17 protein-coding genes and 3 pseudogenes are annotated in these 19,332 nt (G+C 60.6%); 12 read left to right on the top strand and 8 right to left on the bottom strand.

Translation table 11 applies throughout. The features are described 5' to 3' along the window. Positions 1–4 precede the first annotated feature (4 nt). Positions 5–1,081, top strand: coding sequence for a 3,4-dihydroxy-2-butanone-4-phosphate synthase (ribB, locus tag QJT78_RS30890; RefSeq protein ID WP_028140605.1), 1,077 nt, complete (start codon positions 5–7; stop codon positions 1,079–1,081). Here the strand turns inward: ribB and QJT78_RS30895 are convergent. Continuing rightward, positions 1,040–1,978, bottom strand: a complete 939-nt coding sequence (locus tag QJT78_RS30895) for a helix-turn-helix transcriptional regulator (RefSeq protein ID WP_028149224.1) — start codon at positions 1,976–1,978, stop codon at positions 1,040–1,042. The genes ribB and QJT78_RS30895 overlap by 42 nt on opposite strands. Before the next feature lie 90 nt (positions 1,979–2,068). On the opposite strand from QJT78_RS30895, the gene QJT78_RS30900 reads away from it, so the two are divergent. Then, a complete protein-coding gene (locus tag QJT78_RS30900) occupies positions 2,069–2,818 on the top strand; it encodes an FUSC family protein (protein ID WP_038976118.1) in 750 nt (249 codons plus the stop codon). On the opposite strand, the pseudogene QJT78_RS30905 reads toward QJT78_RS30900, so the two are convergent. Further along, positions 2,710–3,678: pseudogene (locus QJT78_RS30905) on the bottom strand (DUF3363 domain-containing protein); the annotation flags it as partial. The gene QJT78_RS30900 and the pseudogene QJT78_RS30905 overlap by 109 nt on opposite strands. A 357-nt stretch (positions 3,679–4,035) precedes the next feature. Here QJT78_RS30905 and QJT78_RS30910 point away from each other — a divergent pair. Then, positions 4,036–4,470, top strand: a pseudogene (locus QJT78_RS30910) (transposase); the annotation flags it as partial. A 298-nt stretch (positions 4,471–4,768) separates the two neighbouring features. Here QJT78_RS30910 and QJT78_RS30915 read toward each other — a convergent pair. Then, a pseudogene (locus QJT78_RS30915) lies at positions 4,769–5,309 on the bottom strand (transposase); the annotation flags it as partial. Between the two features lie 921 nt (positions 5,310–6,230). Next, positions 6,231–6,590, bottom strand: coding sequence for an IS110 family transposase (locus QJT78_RS30920; RefSeq protein WP_049807912.1), 360 nt, complete (start codon positions 6,588–6,590; stop codon positions 6,231–6,233). Positions 6,591–7,052: 462 nt separating this feature from the next. Here QJT78_RS30920 and QJT78_RS30925 point away from each other — a divergent pair, with 462 nt between their 5' ends. Beyond that, positions 7,053–7,262 carry a helix-turn-helix domain-containing protein gene (locus QJT78_RS30925; RefSeq protein ID WP_028149227.1) on the top strand — a complete coding sequence of 70 codons (210 nt, stop codon included), beginning with the start codon at positions 7,053–7,055 and terminating at the stop codon, positions 7,260–7,262. A gap of 907 nt (positions 7,263–8,169) precedes the next feature. Here QJT78_RS30925 and QJT78_RS30930 read toward each other — a convergent pair. After that, positions 8,170–8,430, bottom strand: coding sequence for a DUF1488 domain-containing protein (locus QJT78_RS30930; protein WP_028140608.1), 261 nt, complete (start codon positions 8,428–8,430; stop codon positions 8,170–8,172). Between the two features lie 579 nt (positions 8,431–9,009). Between QJT78_RS30930 and QJT78_RS30935 the strand changes: the two genes are divergently transcribed. The 3 genes from QJT78_RS30935 to QJT78_RS30945 all read left to right on the top strand — a co-directional run bounded on the left by QJT78_RS30935 (position 9,010) and on the right by QJT78_RS30945 (position 11,298). Further along, on the top strand, positions 9,010–9,393 hold the full coding sequence (locus tag QJT78_RS30935) for a response regulator (protein WP_028140609.1): 384 nt from the start codon (positions 9,010–9,012) through the stop codon (positions 9,391–9,393). 77 nt (positions 9,394–9,470) lie between these two features. Continuing rightward, positions 9,471–10,355: a transglutaminase family protein gene (locus tag QJT78_RS30940; protein WP_028140610.1), complete on the top strand. Its 885-nt coding sequence runs from the start codon at positions 9,471–9,473 to the stop codon at positions 10,353–10,355. 130 nt (positions 10,356–10,485) lie between these two features. Then, entirely contained in the window at positions 10,486–11,298 is an 813-nt protein-coding gene (locus tag QJT78_RS30945) for a transglutaminase family protein (protein ID WP_028140611.1), read from the top strand. 222 nt (positions 11,299–11,520) lie between these two features. Here QJT78_RS30945 and QJT78_RS30950 read toward each other — a convergent pair whose 3' ends face one another. Further along, a complete protein-coding gene (locus tag QJT78_RS30950; RefSeq protein ID WP_028149228.1) occupies positions 11,521–12,198 on the bottom strand; it encodes a Crp/Fnr family transcriptional regulator in 678 nt (225 codons plus the stop codon). 501 nt (positions 12,199–12,699) lie between these two features. On the opposite strand from QJT78_RS30950, the gene QJT78_RS30955 reads away from it, so the two are divergent. From QJT78_RS30955 to QJT78_RS30965, 3 genes are all read left to right on the top strand, one after another. After that, entirely contained in the window at positions 12,700–13,071 is a 372-nt protein-coding gene (locus tag QJT78_RS30955) for a hypothetical protein (RefSeq protein ID WP_028149229.1), read from the top strand. A 562-nt stretch (positions 13,072–13,633) separates the two neighbouring features. Further along, entirely contained in the window at positions 13,634–14,428 is a 795-nt protein-coding gene (locus QJT78_RS30960; protein WP_028140614.1) for an alpha/beta hydrolase, read from the top strand. After that, positions 14,425–15,546, top strand: a complete 1,122-nt coding sequence (locus QJT78_RS30965; protein ID WP_038944706.1) for a PAS domain-containing sensor histidine kinase — start codon at positions 14,425–14,427, stop codon at positions 15,544–15,546. Before QJT78_RS30960 ends, QJT78_RS30965 begins: the two co-directional genes overlap by 4 nt. A 67-nt stretch (positions 15,547–15,613) precedes the next feature. Here the strand turns inward: QJT78_RS30965 and QJT78_RS30970 are convergent, their stop codons facing one another. Continuing rightward, positions 15,614–16,786, bottom strand: a complete 1,173-nt coding sequence (locus tag QJT78_RS30970) for an AI-2E family transporter (RefSeq protein ID WP_038944704.1) — start codon at positions 16,784–16,786, stop codon at positions 15,614–15,616. A gap of 178 nt (positions 16,787–16,964) precedes the next feature. After that, entirely contained in the window at positions 16,965–18,002 is a 1,038-nt protein-coding gene (locus QJT78_RS30975) for an alpha/beta hydrolase (protein WP_281460391.1), read from the bottom strand. 174 nt (positions 18,003–18,176) lie between these two features. On the opposite strand from QJT78_RS30975, the gene QJT78_RS30980 reads away from it, so the two are divergent. Together QJT78_RS30980 and QJT78_RS30985 are read left to right on the top strand one after the other, a co-directional pair. Further along, entirely contained in the window at positions 18,177–18,413 is a 237-nt protein-coding gene (locus tag QJT78_RS30980) for a hypothetical protein (RefSeq protein ID WP_049810602.1), read from the top strand. A gap of 351 nt (positions 18,414–18,764) precedes the next feature. Then, positions 18,765–18,989: a hypothetical protein gene (locus QJT78_RS30985; RefSeq protein ID WP_028149231.1), complete on the top strand. Its 225-nt coding sequence runs from the start codon at positions 18,765–18,767 to the stop codon at positions 18,987–18,989. The last annotated feature ends 343 nt before the right edge of the window (positions 18,990–19,332 follow it).

The raw sequence follows: 19,332 nt of genomic DNA on the forward strand, positions 1-19,332 counted from the left end.
CGAGATGACGGGATCGATCGAAGCGGCCCTGCAGGCGCTCGCCGACGGCGAAATCGTCGTGGTCACCGACGACGACGATCGCGAGGGCGAAGGGGACCTCGTCGTTGCCGCCTCGCGGTGTACGGCTGCGAAGATGGCCTTCATCATTCGCCATACATCGGGAATCGTCTGCGCTCCGATTACCCTCGAAGACGCGAGACGCCTGCGGCTTGACCCGATGGTTGTCAACAACGACTCGGCTCACACCACGGCGTTCACCGTGTCAGTGGACTACCGGCCGGATAACGGTACGGGCATCTCGGCCGAAGAGCGGGCCTCGTGCTGCCGTGCACTCGCCAACCCCAACGTCGGCGCCGGCGATTTTTGCCGGCCGGGACACGTTTTCCCGCTGATCGCAAAAGAAGGTGGCGTACTCATGCGCTCGGGTCACACCGAGGCCGCCGTCGACCTGTGCAGACTGGCAGGTCTCGAGCCGGTCGGTGTCATCAGCGAACTGATGAACGACGATGGCTCGGTGATGAAGGGTCCGCAAGTCGCGGCGTTCGCCGACAAGCACAAGCTGAAACAGGTCACCATCGCAGACCTCATCAGCTTCCGGCAGGCCCGCGAGACGCTGATCGAGCGCGTCTCGAGCGTCACGGCGGAGAGCTCGATCGGCCCGCTCCAGGGCTATTCGTATCGCTCGCCGTTCGACCCCATTCATCACGTCGCCTATATCTACGGAGAACTGGGCGACGGCACCAACGTCCTCACGCGCTTCTATAAACCCAACATCCTGCGCGATTTGTTCTCGGGTCAGGAACAGGCCAAGATGAACGTCATTCTGCAACGCTTCAAGGATAATGGCAGCGGCGTGCTCGTCTATCTGCGCGACGGCGCGGCGGGCGTTCCGCCTGCGCCGCTAGGCCCGATCAGTTCGCGCGAAGACGACCGTAATCGGCAATGGCGCGAGATCGGTGTCGGCGCCCAGATCCTGCGGGATCTCAAGATCAGCTCCATCCGTCACCTCACGTCGTCGACGCATCACTTCAAGGGACTGTCAGGCTTCGGCATCGAGATCGTCCGAAACGAAGCGCTCTAACTCCAGCCATCCGCGTTTCGAAAGTCCATTGAGCGCGTCCCGCACCTCAGGCATCCGGCGAAGCTTGCAGTTCGTGTCGCGGCAGGTCTCCCCCGGGCCAGTCTGGCCGGCCTCGCGCTCGGAGAAGTAGCGCGCCGGCGATTTGCCAAGCGCCTTCTTGAACATGGTGATGAACGCGCTCACCGACTCGTAGCCGCGCGCCTCGGACACGGACTGAACCGTGTTGCCAGCAGACAATTTCTGGATGGCGACGATGATCTGAAGCTGCTGACGCCAGCGACTGAAGGTCATGCCGGTCTCTGCGAGCACAATGCGCATCAGCGTCCGCTCGCCGAGCGCGACGGCTTGCGCCCACTCCGCCACGGTCCTACGGTCGGCCGGATTGTCCATCAAGGCATCGGCGATCATACGCAGTTTCGAACTCCGCGTGATCGGAAGATGCAGCCGTTCGGTCGGCATGGCGATCAACTCGTTGAGGAGCACCGCGGCGATCTGCGCGGGCGGGCCGTCGGGATCGTAGAGCGGGGGCAGCGTCGCCATCCGATGGATCAGCTCGTGCAACAGCGGTGAGATCGACAGCGTGCAGCATTCCTGCGGCACGCTCGCCGCATCCATGTCCACATAGAGAAACAGCAGGCTGGCGTTGCCGCTGACGCGATTGCTGTGGGGCATACCGCCGGGAATCCAGACGCCGCAGCGCGGCGGGACCATCCACAGGCCGCTCGGCACTTCGCACGTCACACCGCCGCGCTGGGCGAGGACGAGCTGTCCCTTGCGATGGATGTGAACCGGCAGCTCGTCCTCCTGCTCCCGGGTATCCACCATGCCGGCCACGATCGGACGGTCCAAAATGTCAGGATCGAACCGCCGATAGTGCTGATAGAGCGTGCCGCGCATTGTCATCCTTTAGCAATTAATTGGCAGAATAACGAAATTCTCTCGACGCAGCAACGCCTATGGTCTCCGTGCTTCACGGACGATCACATCATGCCTTCACCATTTCTGTCTCGGCTTCTCGCAACAGCAGCGCCCGGCCGGCTCGATCCGAAATGGGCGCTGTTCTCTTCGAACTCCTTCATCGCGGCAATGCTCGCGATCTATTTTGCCTTCCGGCTCGGATTGGAGCGGCCGTATTGGGCGATGCTCACGGTCTATCTGACCGCACAGCCGTTCGCCGGCGCGGTTCGGTCACGCGCCGTCTACCGCTTTGTCGGGACATTGCTGGACGCCTGCGTGGCGCTGGCGCTGGTCCCGATCCTGGTCGATCAACCCGCGTTATTGTCGGTTGCCGTTACCGCATGGGCCGGACTCTGCCTCTATATCTCCTTGCAGGATCGCACGCCGCGCAGCTATGCTTTCCTGCTGGCAGGCTACACCGCGACGACAATCGCGTTCTCGAGCGTCAACGTTCCGGCGATGGTATTTGTGACCGCGCTGTCGCGTGTCGAGGAGATCCTGCTCGGCATCGGCTGTGCGACCTTGGTGCACACCCTGCTGTTCCCGAGCGACGTCACTACTCCTGTGCTGAAATCCCTCTGCGCCGCATTGTCGGACGCCTTCGCCCGGACCACCGATGTGCTCTGCGCGCGCGTCGACAAGGCACCGAATACGGGTGTGCATGGTCTTGAGATGTCGCCGCGCATGCCGAGATCGCGCAAGCTGCGCTCGGCCTCGAGCCCAACCATCCATTCCCCCGATGCGGCGGATGCGGCGAGGCCCATCTTCTCCAAATGTTGAAGGCGACCGACCATCAGGCGCCGGATCTCGGGATCGGACTGGCCGGGGTTCTCTGGGCGAAGATCGATCGAGCCGGTCTCATCTGCCGCCAGCCGGATCTCCCGATCGAGCCGCGTCCATCGTTCCGCCGTGACCTCCCTCTCCAGCGAACTGCGGATCTCATGCTCTGGCTTTGGACCCAGTTCGATAGCGACCAGTTCCTCGGCGCGCGAGCGCAGGCCCCGGCTGATGTAGTCGCGGGAGATCACCAGGTCCGCCCCTTCCTCATCTACACCCCGGACGAGAAGGTGGACGTGAGGGTTGTCGGTATTCCAATGATCGACAGCCACCCAATCGAGCCGCGTGCCGAGATCGGCCTCCATCTGCTTTGCGAGATCGCGGGTGAAGGCCTTGAGATCGGTCATATCGCCCGCATCCTCCGGTGAGACGATGAACCTGAAATGATGCCTGTCGTCCCTGCACCGTTCTGCGAAAGCCGCGCTATCGGCGCGGTCGCTGCCGGCATCGAACATCTCGGCCCTCTCGCCGCTCCGGGTCACGCCGTCGCGCTTCAGATATGAGAGATGGGCGGTCAGTGGCGCTGAACGGAAAGCTCTTCCTCTGTGACGAACCACGCGGGCCTTCACCATGACGCGACGCGTTGGGCTGAACAATCGGGCACGGCTAAAGGACAGTCGGCCGCGGCCAAACGTCGAGCGCCCATAGGCCGCCGAGCGCCTGCTGGCCACGGTCTGATCCGAGGTGTGTCCAGCTTTCTTCGCGGCACGAAGCACCTGGTTGATGAAGCTCTTCGGCTTTGGCGCGCGGGTAGTGCGGATGCGCCCAGGCCGGATACGCAGATCGCTGTCGCCCACGCTCACGGGAGGGCCTCCCCACGATCAAAAGCACCTGCAGTGCCGAAAATGCCCTTGATCGCGTTACTCAAATTGCAGAGCGCGGCACGCGCCCCGACCGACCGGCACGCCAGAACGCAAGCCATGCCAATGGCTTGCAGTTCGACCGGCGAGCCCCTTTTATCTCGCCGTCTTAATCGGTCGTGTCGTCTCTCTGATCTTACCCATTCTCGCTTCCTTTCCCGTCTTCGACAAGCCGCTCTGATCCACGCCATGACACGATGCGCCGCGATGGCTGCGAGTCCTGACGCGCCGTGCAGTCTTCCGCGCTCGTCGGCGGCACAAACTCGCTGCAGCAAGGCAGCGCGGACGCCGTCGCGGCGCATCTTGAACGCGCGCGCGGCGTTGTGGAAGGAGTACTGCCGGCTGCACGATCTGGTGGTGCGGCTGGTCGCCGGGCACGAGCTGTGCCGGCGCTTCATGCAGATTCCCGGCGTCGGTCCGATCGCGGCGCTGAGCTTCATGACCGCGGTCGACGATCCCTTGCGCTTTAAGCGTTCGCGCGACGTGGTGGCGTATTTTGGCCTGACCTCGCGACGCTGGCAGTCCGGCTCCTCGATCGACGTCAAGGGGCGGATCAGCAAGACGGGTGACGGCGACGTGCGGCGGGCGCTGTACGAGGCGGCGAGCGCCTTGCCGACGCGCTACAAGAAAAAGGACAAGGTCAAGGCGTGGGGGCTGGCGCTGGCCAGGCGCTCCTCGCACCACAAGGCGACGGTGGCAGTGGCGCGCAAGCTCGCCGTGATCATGCACGCGATGTAGACTGGCGGCACGTTCTATTGCGGCGATCCGGACACATCTGCGGCGGAGATGCGCGCCGAAACCACCGCCAAGCAGCGCAAATTGCTCGGGGCTTACGCATGAGCTGCGTGATCCTTCAACCTGGCAACGCCGCGACGATAGCCGCGACCTGAACACGGAGCTCCGCCGCTGGCGGATGAGGACTGATGCAGCACAGCGACGACGGAACGCACGTTATCTTGCCTGCGACGATGCATCTTCGGATCCGACCGATCGCGCCGGATTGCCTGTGATGTGGCTCCGTCACACCGATGGAAAGCATGGCGTCAATCAGCTCATGACCAGCGCATCGCCGCGCACGGCTTGCGCAAATCCGCCGCGCCCGACCCGGTTCAGGCGAATGCCGAACACCTTTAAAGAGTGCCGGGTCGCGTTCTCGAGGTCCAAGAACTTGCGCTTCAAATTGCGGCGGTGGGTCAGCAACAGCCGCAGCCGGTAGCAGGCCTCGCTCTTGATATGCGCCCTGCGGAACCAGCCGGTGCGCATGATGTGGGCAATCCCGAGCGCGTCCGCCCGGTCGGTCTTGTTGCGCTGCGCCTTCAGCGCCGCGCGAACCTGGAGGGTCTCCAGGCACACCGCCGGCAGATCAAGCTTGAGCAGTTCCGGATGCAGCCAGGGCGACAGCGAGCCTGCCTCGTGGCCGAGCCGCCGCAAGCGGCCAAGATACGGTCAAGCGCCGTCCTGATCGCATCGGGATCGGTCACCACCGCCGTCTCCAGCATCACCTTGCCGGTCGCGTCCACCACGCAGATCGCTGTCTCGGCCATGCCGACGTCCAGACCACAGAAGAATTCCATCGCACGCCTCCCGCGTTGCCGAAGCGGCGCAGTGTGCGGCTTATTCAGCGCGCAAGCCACTTGATCTGCCGCCGCAACGCCCGGAGCAGGCCGATTACGAGCGGCCTTCCTAATCGGGCGGGCAAAGTCAACTCATTCCTACGCTTTTCTGCGACTCTTCGAACTTCAGCCATGACCGACTCCCTGCACCAACAACGCGCACTTCACCGCAGCCGCGTACGCGACGTGCACTCACCGGGCGGGGTCCATGCGTTCCTTCGCGTTCAGCACTTCGGCCGTCGCATGCTCTTCATCAGGTTCGTAAACAGGGCTGTCTCCGGCGCTCTCGTCCCCGAAGGGCGGCAGCAGGCAAGATAGCGGACATTCCCCGTTTCGCGGCCACGCCAGGGGACGCTCACCGCGCGCGCGGATCTCAAATTTCGCTCCTCCTCAACATGCCGGGCGTAAGCCCAGCGCTGATCTGTCGTCACCTGCACCGCGACTACTGCGCCGGTTTCAACCGCAGCCGCTGCGTGATCTTCGCCAAACCCGACGTGGAAGTCGGTCTCGCTAACCCACATCCGGTGCAGAATGCTTGCCAGCTTCCGTGCCACCGCGGTGATCGCGCACAGCATGCACGACCGTTTGGCGATCCGCAGGCCCCATGCCCGCAGTGCCGATCATTCCTGACCCGCAGCAGCAGGCTTGCGGCCGCCTCGCAAAGCGCCTCGCGTACGGCGACGTCGCCTCGTTTGCTGATGCGTCCTTCGTAATCGATCGACGTGCCGGACTGGTGCCGCCTCGGCGCCAAGCCAAAATGCGCGCGCCGACCGTTTTCGATCTGGCAAAGCGATGAGGGTCATCAACGCCGACTTTGAACGACAGGGCCGCAACGGGACCGACGCCTGGAGCCGTCATCAAGCGCCGGCAGACAGCATCATGTTAGACCACCTGCAGCAGCGCACGATGGAGCCGATCGTATCCCTCGAGGATGGCGCGGCGCACATCTAACATTGCCTCGATGGTCATCACGAAGACGGGATCGCTGCGCTCGATCAGCTCGCGGACCCGGGCCTCAAAGGCACCGCGGGCGACGGCTCCAACGAGCGACCCATAGGCCCGCAGCGCGCCACGAATGTGGTTTTCGAGGTCGATCAGTTTGCGCCTAAGCAGCTTCCGGCTGATCAGCAGCGTGCGCATCTTCTGCATGTCGATATTCTGGACATGGACGGCGCGGTACCAGGCCAACCGCATCATCTGCGCAATGCCACGCGCATCATTCCGGTCGGTCTTGTTCCGCATCCTTCGGCGTGCAATCTGGTCATGGGCAGTTCACCAGCATCTTGTTCGCGAAGATCCTTCCATAGGTGCTGGAGGCATCGAGCGGACTGCCAGGTTTGCATGGCGCTTGTACACCGGGAGTTGCCCAACGGGGCCAACTGAGCACCGGTAACGGCAGGCTACGATCTTGCCAAGCGCTTCCGGTCCGTCCGATTTGTACGCTACGGCGCGCAGCGGTTAGCGGCGGGATCAGAGCGCCTTTTGTTTGGCACCGTAGGCGATATGGATCAACGCATCCCGGACAGTTGAGCAACGCGCAGATGGCGTCGAAACAAGTCAACAGCAACCTCGTCAGCTACCACAAATCCAGCGCCTTCCTAGGAGGCCCGCATCGACACCAAGGTCGCGCCATGGAAATGCCCATCTCGCTCAACGGCGCTCGATCCGATTCTGGCCGGGATCATCGGAGCACGTGCAGGAACCATGGTTGACAATGATAACAACGAGCGGCGCCGACTCGTCGAGTTCAAGGACGGTTGCCGCTATGGGAAATTCGGAAAGACTAAGGCCTACGAGCTGATCGCCCACGAGAGGATCAGGGCCTACAAGATGGGGGGCAAGACCATGATCGACCTCGACAGCGTGGATGAATATCACGCTTCGCTGCCGAGGCTCGAAACGAGGGCGAGCTAGGCCGCCGTCTGCGTAGCGAAACGGCGGGCGCATCGTCGCTCAGGCTATCAAGGCGATCAACTTTATGTTGTATTAAACGCACCGTTCGGCCCGCTAGGCCGCACGGTTACAGATGCCTGGTTCTTATTGTCCCAAAGCTGGCGCCGTACCACCTCGTCGCGCAGTGGCGCTCTTTTTCTCCGTACTATGGGCGAGCTGGGCTTCCGACTACATCGTCGTCGAACGCGACCTACTCGCTCAGCAGGTCGACGCGGTCGAGCGGACGCGTGCGCGCGGTGGTCGCCGCCGGGGCATTATCGCAGTCCATGGTCCGCAGCGCCTTGTTCAGTGTTTTCGGACATTAGGACGCTCTCGTCATTGGACGCCCAGCAGATCGCGGATCAGCGTCGCGCGATCCCGCGTTATCGATACCGGTTTCGCGTGCACGCGACATAGGCCCGCCCTTAACCTCGCGTTACGTTAGGTCGAGTCCCCGCTGGGACTTCGAGTCAGAACCGGGTTCGATTCCGGTCGGGGGCGATTTTGGAGACCGGAACGCGATGAGCGGTGCCTGCTGCCGAGGCAGCCTGCAGTTTTATTTTTGCCAGTAAATACAGTGCATCATATTGTTGTATTCCTGTGTCGGCAGCCCTCGATCGCGTTGAAAACACAAGCAAAAATTCACCGCCTCCGTCCGTTTGGTGGCATTTTGTTGGTATCGGGAGAACAAACAATCGCGGCGATTTTTCGCCATTCCGAACAAGGGAATTGAGCAGATGGCCCGCCAGAACGATGGCGCGTGGCCAAGCTGATCAGGACCAACGTCGATCGACGCGCCGCCTGACATCTTTTCAGATTGAAGGGCCGACGTTTCGGCAAGCGTTGAGCAGTTTCGGATGAGACGAAGCCCTCACAAAGCGCAATCGGTTCAAAAATTACCGGCGACCAAATCGTAAGAGCCCCTACTGCCGCGGACGTACACCTTGGCAGCGGCGGCGCATATCAAGTCGCGATTGCAATCGAACACGCGGAGAAAGCCCGTTTCATCGTAACCGGCATCTGGTTGAATTCGCTTCAGCGCATCTTCGTCGATGAAAAACGATGCCTCGATAGCGCTGTCGTGTCCCCAGAATCGTACGGCACGCCGCGTGCGGTCGTATGAACGGCTATGGTTTGGAAACTCGATCATATGGTCGGGGCCGATCAGTTGTCGGTGAAGGAGACTTCCTTGCCGACTTATCCGATTTTGCGCCGGTCGATGGCCAATCTGCATCGACGCTCGCAACGGCCAAGCATGGCGAGGGGGAAAGAGCGTTAAGGCGATTGCGCCAACCCTTAAGTGGCTACGTTGAAAGCGAACTACAACTCTGCTCGCCCCTGTCACAGCAAATAGTTCTGCTTGACCTCGTTATTCCGCCGATGGGCATTATATCTCGAATATCACCGCGAGTTCACGGCAGTTATCGGTGACTGAGAGCATCGTGCTCCCGCCGCGACCAAGAGGCGGTCAATATGTCGAACATCTCCAAATTCGGACTCCGCGAGTGGCTGGTACCGCCGGTCCTGCTGCCGATCTTCTTCGCGCTTGTGATCGCTGGTGCGGTGCTCATTCAGTGGTAGTTGCTCGCCTGCGCGGGCCCGCGCCGCCAGCGCCAAAAGTCTCTGCATGATGGAACATTTCAGCAGCACGAGGGATACCCCAGCGAGGCAGCCATCGGGGGACGAGATACCTAGGATCAACTCGCACCCGCATTGCGGAGAGTTACCGATGACGTTCGGTCCGTCACGCAGTCCAGCCATCGTTCTCGTCGTAGAAGACGAGATGGTGCTCCGCATGCGCGCAGTTGGCATGGTGGAAGACGCCGGCTACACGCCGTTGGAAGCGCGGGATACCGACGAAGCCCTCGCAATCCTGAGCTCCAGATCCGACATCGCGCTCGTTTGCGCCGACATCCAGCTGCCGGGCAGCATGGACGGCATGGGCCTCGCGCGTACCGTGCGTAAACGGTGGCCGGCGATCGATATCATCCTGATGTCCGAGCAATTGAACCCGCCCAGCATCGATCTTCCCCCCCGCAGCAGATTCTACGGTAAGCCGCTCCAAGCCTGGCAGATCATAGCTGGGATTCGCACGATGATTGGCCACGCCTGAGGCGCCCAACATCGCCCGACCATCCGCGTCAAGCGGCCATCCTAACTAGCCCTCACCTCTCGTCGATCGGCAACATTATGGCGATCTTCCTCGTCCGGCATGTCACAACATATCGGTACCGGCGTGCGGTCAGGCTGGGCCGACATCAACTGATGGCGCGCCCGCGCGACAGTTTCGACCAGCGACTGATTGATTTCTCGCTCGATGTGACGCCCGCGCCCTCGGAGGTGAGGTGGCTGCACGACGTCTTCGGGAATTGTGTTGCGCAGGTCGAATTTGCCTGTGACAGCGACTACTTGCGATTCGAGTGTATCATCAAGGTCGACCACACGCCGGAGAATGCGCCCGACTTCAGAATTGAGGCCCACGCGAAGGACCATCCATTTGCGTATCAGGATGATGAGGCGCCGGACCTGGCACCCTATGTTCAAAGATGGTTCTCGCACCCGGAAGATCATCTCGGCCGGTGGCTGGATACGTTTCTCGTGCGCGGGACCAGACGCCGTACGGGCCAGGTCCTGATGACCCTCAATGAAGCAATCTCGGATGGCTTTGCATATGACCGCCGCACGGCGCCAGGAACGCAAAGTCCCTCCACGACACTTGAACGCAGGAAGGGCAGCTGTCGGGACTTTGCCGTCTTGATGATTGAAGCCGCGCGAAGCCTAGGTTTCGCCGCACGCTTTATCACCGGCTATATCTACGTACCGGATCGCGATGGTCCAGCCTGGCTGGGCGGGGGAGCCACTCATGCCTGGTGTCAGATTTACGTCCCCGGCTCCGGCTGGGTCGAGTTCGATCCGACCAATGGGATCGTCGGAAACCGAGATCTGATCCGCGTGGCGGTGGCCAGGGTCCCGAGCCAAGCTGTTCCCCTGTTTGGCAGTTATTGGGGAACTCGCGAGGATGAGCTTGGAATGGACGTGGACGTGAACGTCAAAACGACGTCAGCTCTGTCATAGAGTTGCTCAATGAACGGACAGGAACACGGCAACTACTAACGCGTTGGCACTTTTGCAGTGCTGCGCTGTGTCGACGAGCCATGCTCACGATTAGCAGCCGCGGGAATTTGTCGACTTTGGAGGACGCCGCGTGAAGATCCGGGTCGGCTATGAGATGATCTACGACTTTCCGCAGCCCACGCCCATGATCATGGTCCTGGGCGTTCATTTTTCCCGGGCATCGGACGTTATCGTCCCCGATTATCTGACCACCACGCCCTCGGTTGCGATCGTCCCCTATCGTGACGGCTTCGGTAACTGGTGCAGCCGCATCGTTGCGCCAGCGGGTCGAATGCGCCTGGCGGCTGACGGGATCGTTCGCGACACGGGCTTGCCGGACGTCGTTGTGCCCTCGGCTACCCAACACGCGGTCGAGGACTTGCCGGCAGAGACGATCGTGTATCTGCTCGGCAGCCGCTATTGCGAAACCGACCAGCTGTCCGATGTCGCGTGGAAACTCTTCGAGAAGGTCTCGCCCGGATGGGCCCGTGTTCAGGCGATCTGTGATTTCGTTCACAATCACATTGAATTCGGCTATGAGCACGCGCATGCAACCAAGACGGCCCGGGACGTCTTCAACGAGCGCAAGGGCGTGTGCCGGGACTTCGCGCATCTGGCCGTCACGTTCTGTCGCTGCATGAACATTCCCGCCAGATACTGCACCGGCTATCTCGGCGACATTGGTATGCCTCCCCCTTATGCCCCAGGGGACTTCGCGGGATGGTTCGAAGCCTATATCGGCGGGCGTTGGTACACATTCGATCCACGCAACAACGTCCCCCGGATTGGACGTGTGCTGATTTCTCAAGGACGTGACGCTGCCGACGTGCCGATTACCCAGACGTTTGGCCCCAACACCTTGGTCAGCTTCAAAGTGTGGACCGACGAGATCCCTTCTTCCTGAGCACAGGATACAGCGAGTCTGGACCCTGAATCGCTTGGAGAAATGATCGCGGACTTGCGACGGGATTTGTCAGTACGAAACCGAGTTGGGCCTCTGCCGGAACGAATGTCGGTGGCGCAACTTGGTAAGCACGACCGGATGCAAACGCCCCCCAAAGCATCCGAGGAAATGACGGCCTCATTGCGCCCCCACGCTCTGGGGCCGTCGCTTGGGACGGTCCCTCTAGTCGCGCTCTCTCAGCACAGGCTTCTCGTGCAACACCGCACTCAACAACGAGTTGTGGACTTCGATGTGGCCGTTATAGCTGATGAGCCCCAATCTTCGAAACTTGTTCATGAAATAGCTGACCCGCGATCGTGTCGTTCCGATCATTTCAGCCAATGTCTCCTGATTGATGCTCGCGCTGATCGGCTGCGGACTGCCTTCCTTGCCGAAATTGGCGAGGAGCAACAGCAGACGAGCAAGCCGCCGTTCGCTGGAATTGAATAGCTGGTCGATCAGGTCCTCCTCGATCCGGCTATTTCGGGTCAAGAGATACGAAATGAACAGCTGGGAGAATTTCGGCTCGTCACGAATAGCCGACATCATCGATTCTCTGGTTATCGATGTGATGACGCAATCTTCCATCGCCGCTGTCGTCGACATCCGCAGAGGGTGACCATTCATGCACCCCTCGCCGAAGAACTGACCGGGCTCGAGAATGGCGACGACTGCTTCTTTGCCCTGCTCCGAAACGACCGTCAGCTTGACCTTGCCGCTTTGAATGTAGAACACTGAGTCAGCAGGGTCGCCTTGCTGAAACACAAGCTGGTTCTTGCGAAACGTCAGAATGGCTTTGCCGGTGCCCACCTTGGCGAGAAATTTCTGGGGGTCGAACATGTCCTTGGTCGACTTCGCCACGCGTGGACTCCCTTGGATCGACGAGACTTGCCCGCTTCGATCGATTGCCAAGCGAACGACTTTCTCGACCAAGCGACGAACAGCCGCTTCTTGCCGGCTGGAACTTGCGGGAGCGGACCCGTTGGGCAGACTTTACTCCTTGATTGTTCGCAATTCTAGGGAAGAGCCACTTTCCAAGCGGCGCGGCTCACTGTGCGCCCATCAGCGGGCGTTTTCGGTCATCTCAGACGAGGAGGCGCTGGCCCTGTGCGCGGCACGATCTTAAGGTGGAGCATAGAAGCCCGGCGGCGCGACGCGCTGGTCAATATAGCTCACATGGAGAGGTTGACGGGATTATTGTAGACGGCAGCAGCGACACGACTCTTTACTGAGTCTGCTTTGCATCCCTCGTTATTCGACCCTCCCATACCCATATCCTATCCTGTGTCTCTGATCGTGCCAGCCGGCAGGAGAGTGGCACCAGCTGCAGATATGAACAGTGGTCGACAATAGGAGGATGCCATGTCACTTGCGCAACTTCGGATCGATGACGGACCGCACACCATGGACGGGCTCCGGCTCATTGCGCGGGACGACAACAAACAGGTCGAGGCGTTCATGAGTCGGAAAGTGATGGACATCTGGGCGGAATCTGTCGAGCATCGCGGAGGACGCCAAAGTCTTTTCCGAGGTCAATACAACGCGCTCGGAAGACTGAACCTGCCCGCACTGCAACGGATTGTGCGCGCGAAATACGAGCGAGGTATCGCGTTCAACCGCCAACATCCCTTCGTCGAGGTTCTGTTCTCTGACATCGCCGAAAGTGGCGAGACTTTGAATCTAAGTGAACTGGTTCGAGAGACACTGCCGCCGGCATTTCACAGGCTGACCTAGGATCCTGAACGCTGTGACCGAAGCGTACGCTCCCGGCTGTCCTAGATGGGTTCAGGACAATTACTTGCAAGTTGAGCAATATTGACCAGCGGGGGGGGCATCAAGCCAGGTTCCATTATGGCTTCCGTAGCTCTTCAGTGAAGGAGAGCCAGCACGCCGCCTATCCATGGTTGATGTCATGCGGTCACTTCTGCGCAAGCGAACAGACAAACAAATCGGCTACAGCATCTCGCAACTTGTTCAATTGCGCCATCAGATGCTCCGGTTTGCTCGGACGCTCCCGCCGGGACCTGACCGGAATCAGCGGCGGCAAATCGCGTCTTCCTTGCGAAGCCTTGCCAGACGCACGCGGTGAACCGGCTGTCTCCAGCCAGCAAAGTCAAACATTGCAAGGCAAGACACGTTCCTCATGCCCTTTCTGATCCCGGGAGCGCACCGGGGTATCCCGCTGAGAGCTCGAACGTCCAAACAGGTCCGTTTCCCCTCTAGGGCTCGCAAACCGGACTGCGCCCCGGCAACTGCGGAAAGCTTGCAAGAATGATGCATGATTCAAAGGGGTCGGATGGCAAATGTAATCGAACGGAATAACGTCCAGGTTCGTGGCGCGGGCGACAGGGCGATGGTCTTCGCCCACGGCTTCGGGTGCGATCAGAACATGTGGCGGTTCGTGGCTCCGGCGTTCGAAAAGGACTTCATGACCGTTGTGTTCGACCACGTCGGCGCTGGCGGATCCGATCTGTCGGCCTACGACAGGGCCAAGTATTCGACCTTGTCGGGTTACGCCGACGACGTGGTCGAAATCGGCACCGAACTTGGTTTGAAGGATTCCGTCTTCGTCGGACATTCCGTCAGCAGCATGATCGGCGTGCTGGCCGCGCGACAAGCGCCAGGCACGTTCGGCAAGCTCGTGCTCATCGGCCCTTCAGCCCGCTACATCGACGACGAAGGATATGTTGGCGGGTTCAGTGCCAAGCAGATCGATGAATTGCTCGAATTTCTCGAATCCAACCACATGGGTTGGTCGGCGCAGATGGCACCTATGATCATGGGCAATTCCGACCGGCCGGCTCTCGGTCAGGAGCTCACGAATAGCTTCTGCCGCACGGATCCCGATATTGCCAAAGCGTTCGCCCGAGTGACTTTCACCTCCGACAACCGTAAGGATCTCGCGGAGGTCTCCGTTCCGACCCTCGTCCTCCAATGCAGCGAAGACATCATCGCCTCCCAGGAGGTCGGCGATTTCGTTGCCCGTAGTATCCCCGGCGGTCGAATGATCGTCCTGAACGCGACCGGGCATTGCCCGAACCTCAGTGCGCCCGACGAGGTCATCGCGGCGATTCGAGCCTTCGTCTCGTGAGCGTCTCCGGTCCAGACTTCGAGGACATGGTCAACAACGCCCCGTGCGGGTACGTCACCCTGCACCCGAACGGCCGCATTGAGCATGTCAACCCGACCTTGCTGGCGTGGAGCGGGCACCCGGCAGACCAGATGGTCGGCAAGCGTTTCACCGATTTCCTGACCATGCCAGGCCGCATCTACTACGAAACTCATATCGCGCCGCTGCTGCGGATGCAGGGCTTCTTCAACGAATTCGCTATCGACATGGTGACCACTGCCGGTGAGCCGCTCCACCTGATCGCCAACGCGAACGAGCGCCGCGATGCGGATGGAAAGCTGCTGCTGATCCGTCTTGCGTTGATCAAGGCGACCGACCGACGGCGCTACGAACAGGAGCTCCTCGCCGGCCGAGAATTGGCCATTGCTGCCGAAAGGGCGACGCAAGAAGTGCTGCTGCTCGAGCACGAAACCTCCGAACTGCGGGAACAGTTCATCGCCGTACTTGGTCACGATCTTCGCAATCCTCTCGCCTCCATCAGCGCCGGCGCGAGACTTCTCGGCCGTACCGTGCAGAATGAGAAGGAGCAGCAGATCGTCGCCATGATGCAGACGACGGTCATGCGCATGGCCTCGATGATCGACAACGTCCTCGACTTTGCACGCGGTCGTCTGGGCGGTGGCATTACCCTGGAATACGATGCGAAAGGACCGCTGGAGCCCGTCCTTGCCCAGGTGATCGACGAACTGAGGCTGGCTTCGCCCGGTCGCGTCATCGAATTCGAGTTTGCCGTCGACGGGCCGGTAAACTGCGATCGCATCCGCATCGGCCAGCTCCTTTCCAACTTGCTCGGCAACGCCGTGACGCATGGCACGGCCAACAAGCCCATCACCGTTCACGCCGAGACGCGAAATGGATTGTTCGAGCTCTGGGTCGCCAATGCGGGTGAGGCTATTCCGCAAACGGTGATGGACAAGCTGTTCGAACCGTTCTTCCGCGGCAAGGCCCGTGCGAGCAAGCAAGGGCTTGGACTTGGGCTGTACATCGCCTCTCAGATCGCAAAGGCGCATGGGGGCGCATTGACCGTCGCATCGACCCCCGCGGAGACCCGCTTTAGTTTCTCAATGCCGCTGGCGTAACCTGCATGCTGCAATGGCCGCCTTCCGACGGCGCGGTCCTCAATCTTCTCCCAAGAGCGACACCGGACTAGCCTTCGAGGACGTGCCCCAAAGCTCTTAGCGGACGCACGCGATCGCTGACGATCTTGAGGATGGCCAGCATCGGAACAGCCAGGATCGCGCCAGGCACGCCCCACATCCAGAACCAGAACACCAGCGACAGGATGACCAGCACCGGGTTCAGCGTGAAGCGTCGGGCAAGCAACATGGGTGTCAGGGTTTCGCCTTCGGCGAGGTGGATGCAGAAGTAGAGGGCCGGCGGCAGCAAGGCCCACCACAAGCTGTCGAAGCTCAACATTCCGGCTAGGAGGAAGATGACGGTGCCTAACAGTGGGCCCAGAATCGGAACGTAGTTGAGCAGGAAGGCCGCGGCTCCCCACAACAAGGGGTCTCCAAGCCCGCAGAAATACATCGCAACCGCCGTTGCAGCTCCCACCGCAGCGTTCATGGTAGTGATTGTGAGCAGATAGGCAGATATGTCCGCTTCGATCTGCTGGGAGATGTCCACCGCCTGCCTCTTGTCGCGAAAACTTGGGAGGACCTCGACGATACGTCGCAGAAAAACGTCGCCTGCGACCAGGAGAAAGTAGAGCACCAGAACCGTGGTGAACAGGCCGTCGATGACAGCCCGCGTTCCAGCGAAGAGCGCGCCGGTCAGGCCGAGATCGCTGCGGACCGAAACCGTGGCTCCCTTTTTCTCGGGAGCGTCAGCGACGTGCTCGGCCTGCTGGATGACTTTCTGCAGCGCTTCGATCGGGCGCTTTAGAACGACCAGATGAGTTTCGAGGCGAGGCAGGCCCTCCGGCAATTTCTCCGCCCAAGACGCTGCCGGTAGCGACAAGGCTGCCACGAAGCCCACGAGCGCTCCGACGACCACCAGGATCGCCAAGAGTGCTCCTATGGCACGCGGAAGACCTATACGCTCAAGCAGATGCACGACGGGGTGCAGAATGAGCTGCAGCACGAAGGCGAGCACCACGGGCAATATGATCGAGCTTGCCACATGGATGGCTGCGAGCACGGCCAGTGTTAGCAGACTACCGAGAAAGAACGTCTGCGGGCTGGACGGCAGCGGCATTTCGATATCGTCGGCCGCCTGCGGTGGCGAGGCAACCGGTTCCGGTACGCCGACATTCTGCCCTGGGGACCAGGGGGGCTCATGCGGCAACTTTGACAGCGAGACCACGACGCTTTTCTCCATCCCGATCCAGGGGCCTGCCCCAACCCGCTGAGTCAGCTTCGCACCGGTCGGAAGGGCGCGATGCGGCTGCAGGAGCCTCTAGCCGGATAAGCAGTCGGTCCGGCTGGACGGTTCGGCCGCGGCGGGCCTCTTCGCCAACTGAAGAATAAGGAGAACACGTGGCCCCGCCGGAGCGTTCCTAGGCGCTCGCGAACCGATGCGGCGCATTCCCGCCAATCTCGGTCTCGGCAGCGGCTTCATCGATGGCCGCCAGGAACCGAGCCGTGGCAGACTGTTGGATCATGTGCCCTGCCCCAGCGACGCGGTGCAGCTTGCTGTGAGTGACTTCGCCGTGAAGTCTGACCGATTGCTTGTTGATGTCGATGAGGCGATCATCATCGCCGGCGATGATGATGATGGGCATCCTAAGTTGGTCGTAGGTCTTGGACGAGGCAAATGCGGCGGGGATCATCAACGTTGCCTCCGCCGCGCTGGCACGCATCTGTGACGGTCGCAACGCCAATTCCTTGGGGAAGCCGACGAACTTGTCAGGGACTGGCCGCGGACCGAACATCTTGCGCAACATGGAAGGCCACAAGAGGCGGCTGACGATCGGCGAGATGGTGTGACTGATGGCATCGCCGATGCCGGGTATCGCTGACATCGAAGATGCCGCCGCGTCAGCACGAACGGTTGGAAAATAGTATCCCGACGCCAGCACCAAGGCTTCGACAAATGACGAATGTCTTGTCGCCAACGCAAGAGCGACCGCCGCACCCCATGAATGTCCAAGCACGATCGCCCGCTGAACGCTCAGACGATCAAGTGCCTTTCTGAACAGGTCTGCCTGTGCTTCCGGGGTCCAGATCACGTTTCGTGGCCGCGAGCTGTGTCCAAATCCGGGGCGGTCGAATACGATCACCCGAAACCTGTTGGCCGCGAGATCGATCAGGCCGCTTGATTCAAAATCCTGGATCATGCTGCCGTTGCCGTGCAGGAGCACAAGCGGACGCCCATTGCCACGTTCCACGTAGTGCAGTCGGACGCCATCGATCTCCAGGAACTGCCCACGAGGCGGGTTATCGCGTTCCGCTTTCTTGGCGACTCGCCCATTTACGATCGCTATGGCGCCGAGAAGGGAAGCCGCCCCAGCAAATGCCATAAGCGCGGGATGTCGCCGCAAGGCCGTGGTGTAGTCGGACCGGAGCGAGAGGGAGCGTGTTCGCGGGGATGCCATGTGCAGTACCTCAGGTGGCATGCACGATGACTCTGGCAAATTGAGAAATGTTGCAGGCTCATCCTCAACGGTCGCCGCCGAGTCTTCGTTCCAAACGCAACTTGGAGCGCCTCGTTGTCGCTCTCGCCGGTTCAAGATTACTCCGACTGATCAGCCCAGCGCTGAAGGCAATAAATGATGGCATGGAACATGTCGACGTTGGTCTTGTTCAACATTGTTACTCTTACCGAGAAAGCGACTGGATCGATGGCAAACAACAAAAACCCGGATGAGAAGCAGCCCGGTGAAAATCCGAAAGGTAAGTATCATTACAATCCGGGAAATATGGCGGGAAAAACGCCCGGTGACGCGGAGCAGACTGACGAAAATCGGGGCACTCCGTCTCGGCACAAAGAGAAGCCCGCCGAATAGGCCCGCGACTTTGCCCTCTTCGTAGCGGTCGCGGAATGAACCTGAAAGACCAACTCAGGCACCTTCCGAGAACCGGCTCATCGCAAGACGCGCGTCCGACGATGAGCCATCCCGGGTGGATGACGCAAGCTGAGGGGTCAGGTATCGCGCCATAGACCAATATGACAATCCCACGATGGGAGAGTTGTTCCTGTCAGAACGTGGCGAGGGCAAGCTTGTCCCGCCTCTGCCTGCGCTCCGAGACACAACTTGGCTGCCAGCGCCTGATGCCGCGATTAGGTTCTTTTGCTGGCATGCTGTCGGTCTTTGAGGCGCCGCCTGCCATGCTTTCGCTGCACAATGGGAGTTCATATGAAAATGCCTGTTCACTCATCTGAAGAGCCCGAGCCGAGAGCACCACGCGCTGATAGACTGCCGATGGAAGGATTTGCGATCGTTGTCGACGGGCACTTCAAGTCAAGGTTTGATACCGCGGAAGCCGCCGAGTCGTCGGGTCGCGCACTTAAATCGACCTACCCGATGCTCCGGATCGAAATTTATGACGCCGTGACAACCGCCCGAACCTTATTGGGCTGAGAAATCAACTCTCCGAGGATGCTCATCAGGAGCGGAAAGGGCCTTGCTCGGCAAAGAGCCGCATCGTCGAGCAAACGGTGACGAGTTGTCTTGCTACGGAGCGAAAGCCGGCGCACTCGGAGACATGCAGTGGGGGCGCAATCGAAGACGGCCGCTGGACACAGCGAACTATCTAACGCAGGCGCCACGCTGCCGCTCACCGCGAGCCGTTGCTCGGAATCACAATTCACGAAAAGAGCTGGCCCCGCAAATTCGGACAGTAGCTTGAGTGGATTTTCTGCCTGACAGCGGCGAGGATTCTTGCTGCGAATCAGGAGCGAAGATGACGAAGAAGAGCCGCCGG

Source organism: Bradyrhizobium sp. Mp27, assembly GCF_029953005.1.
Lineage (GTDB): Bacteria > Pseudomonadota > Alphaproteobacteria > Rhizobiales > Xanthobacteraceae > Bradyrhizobium > Bradyrhizobium barranii.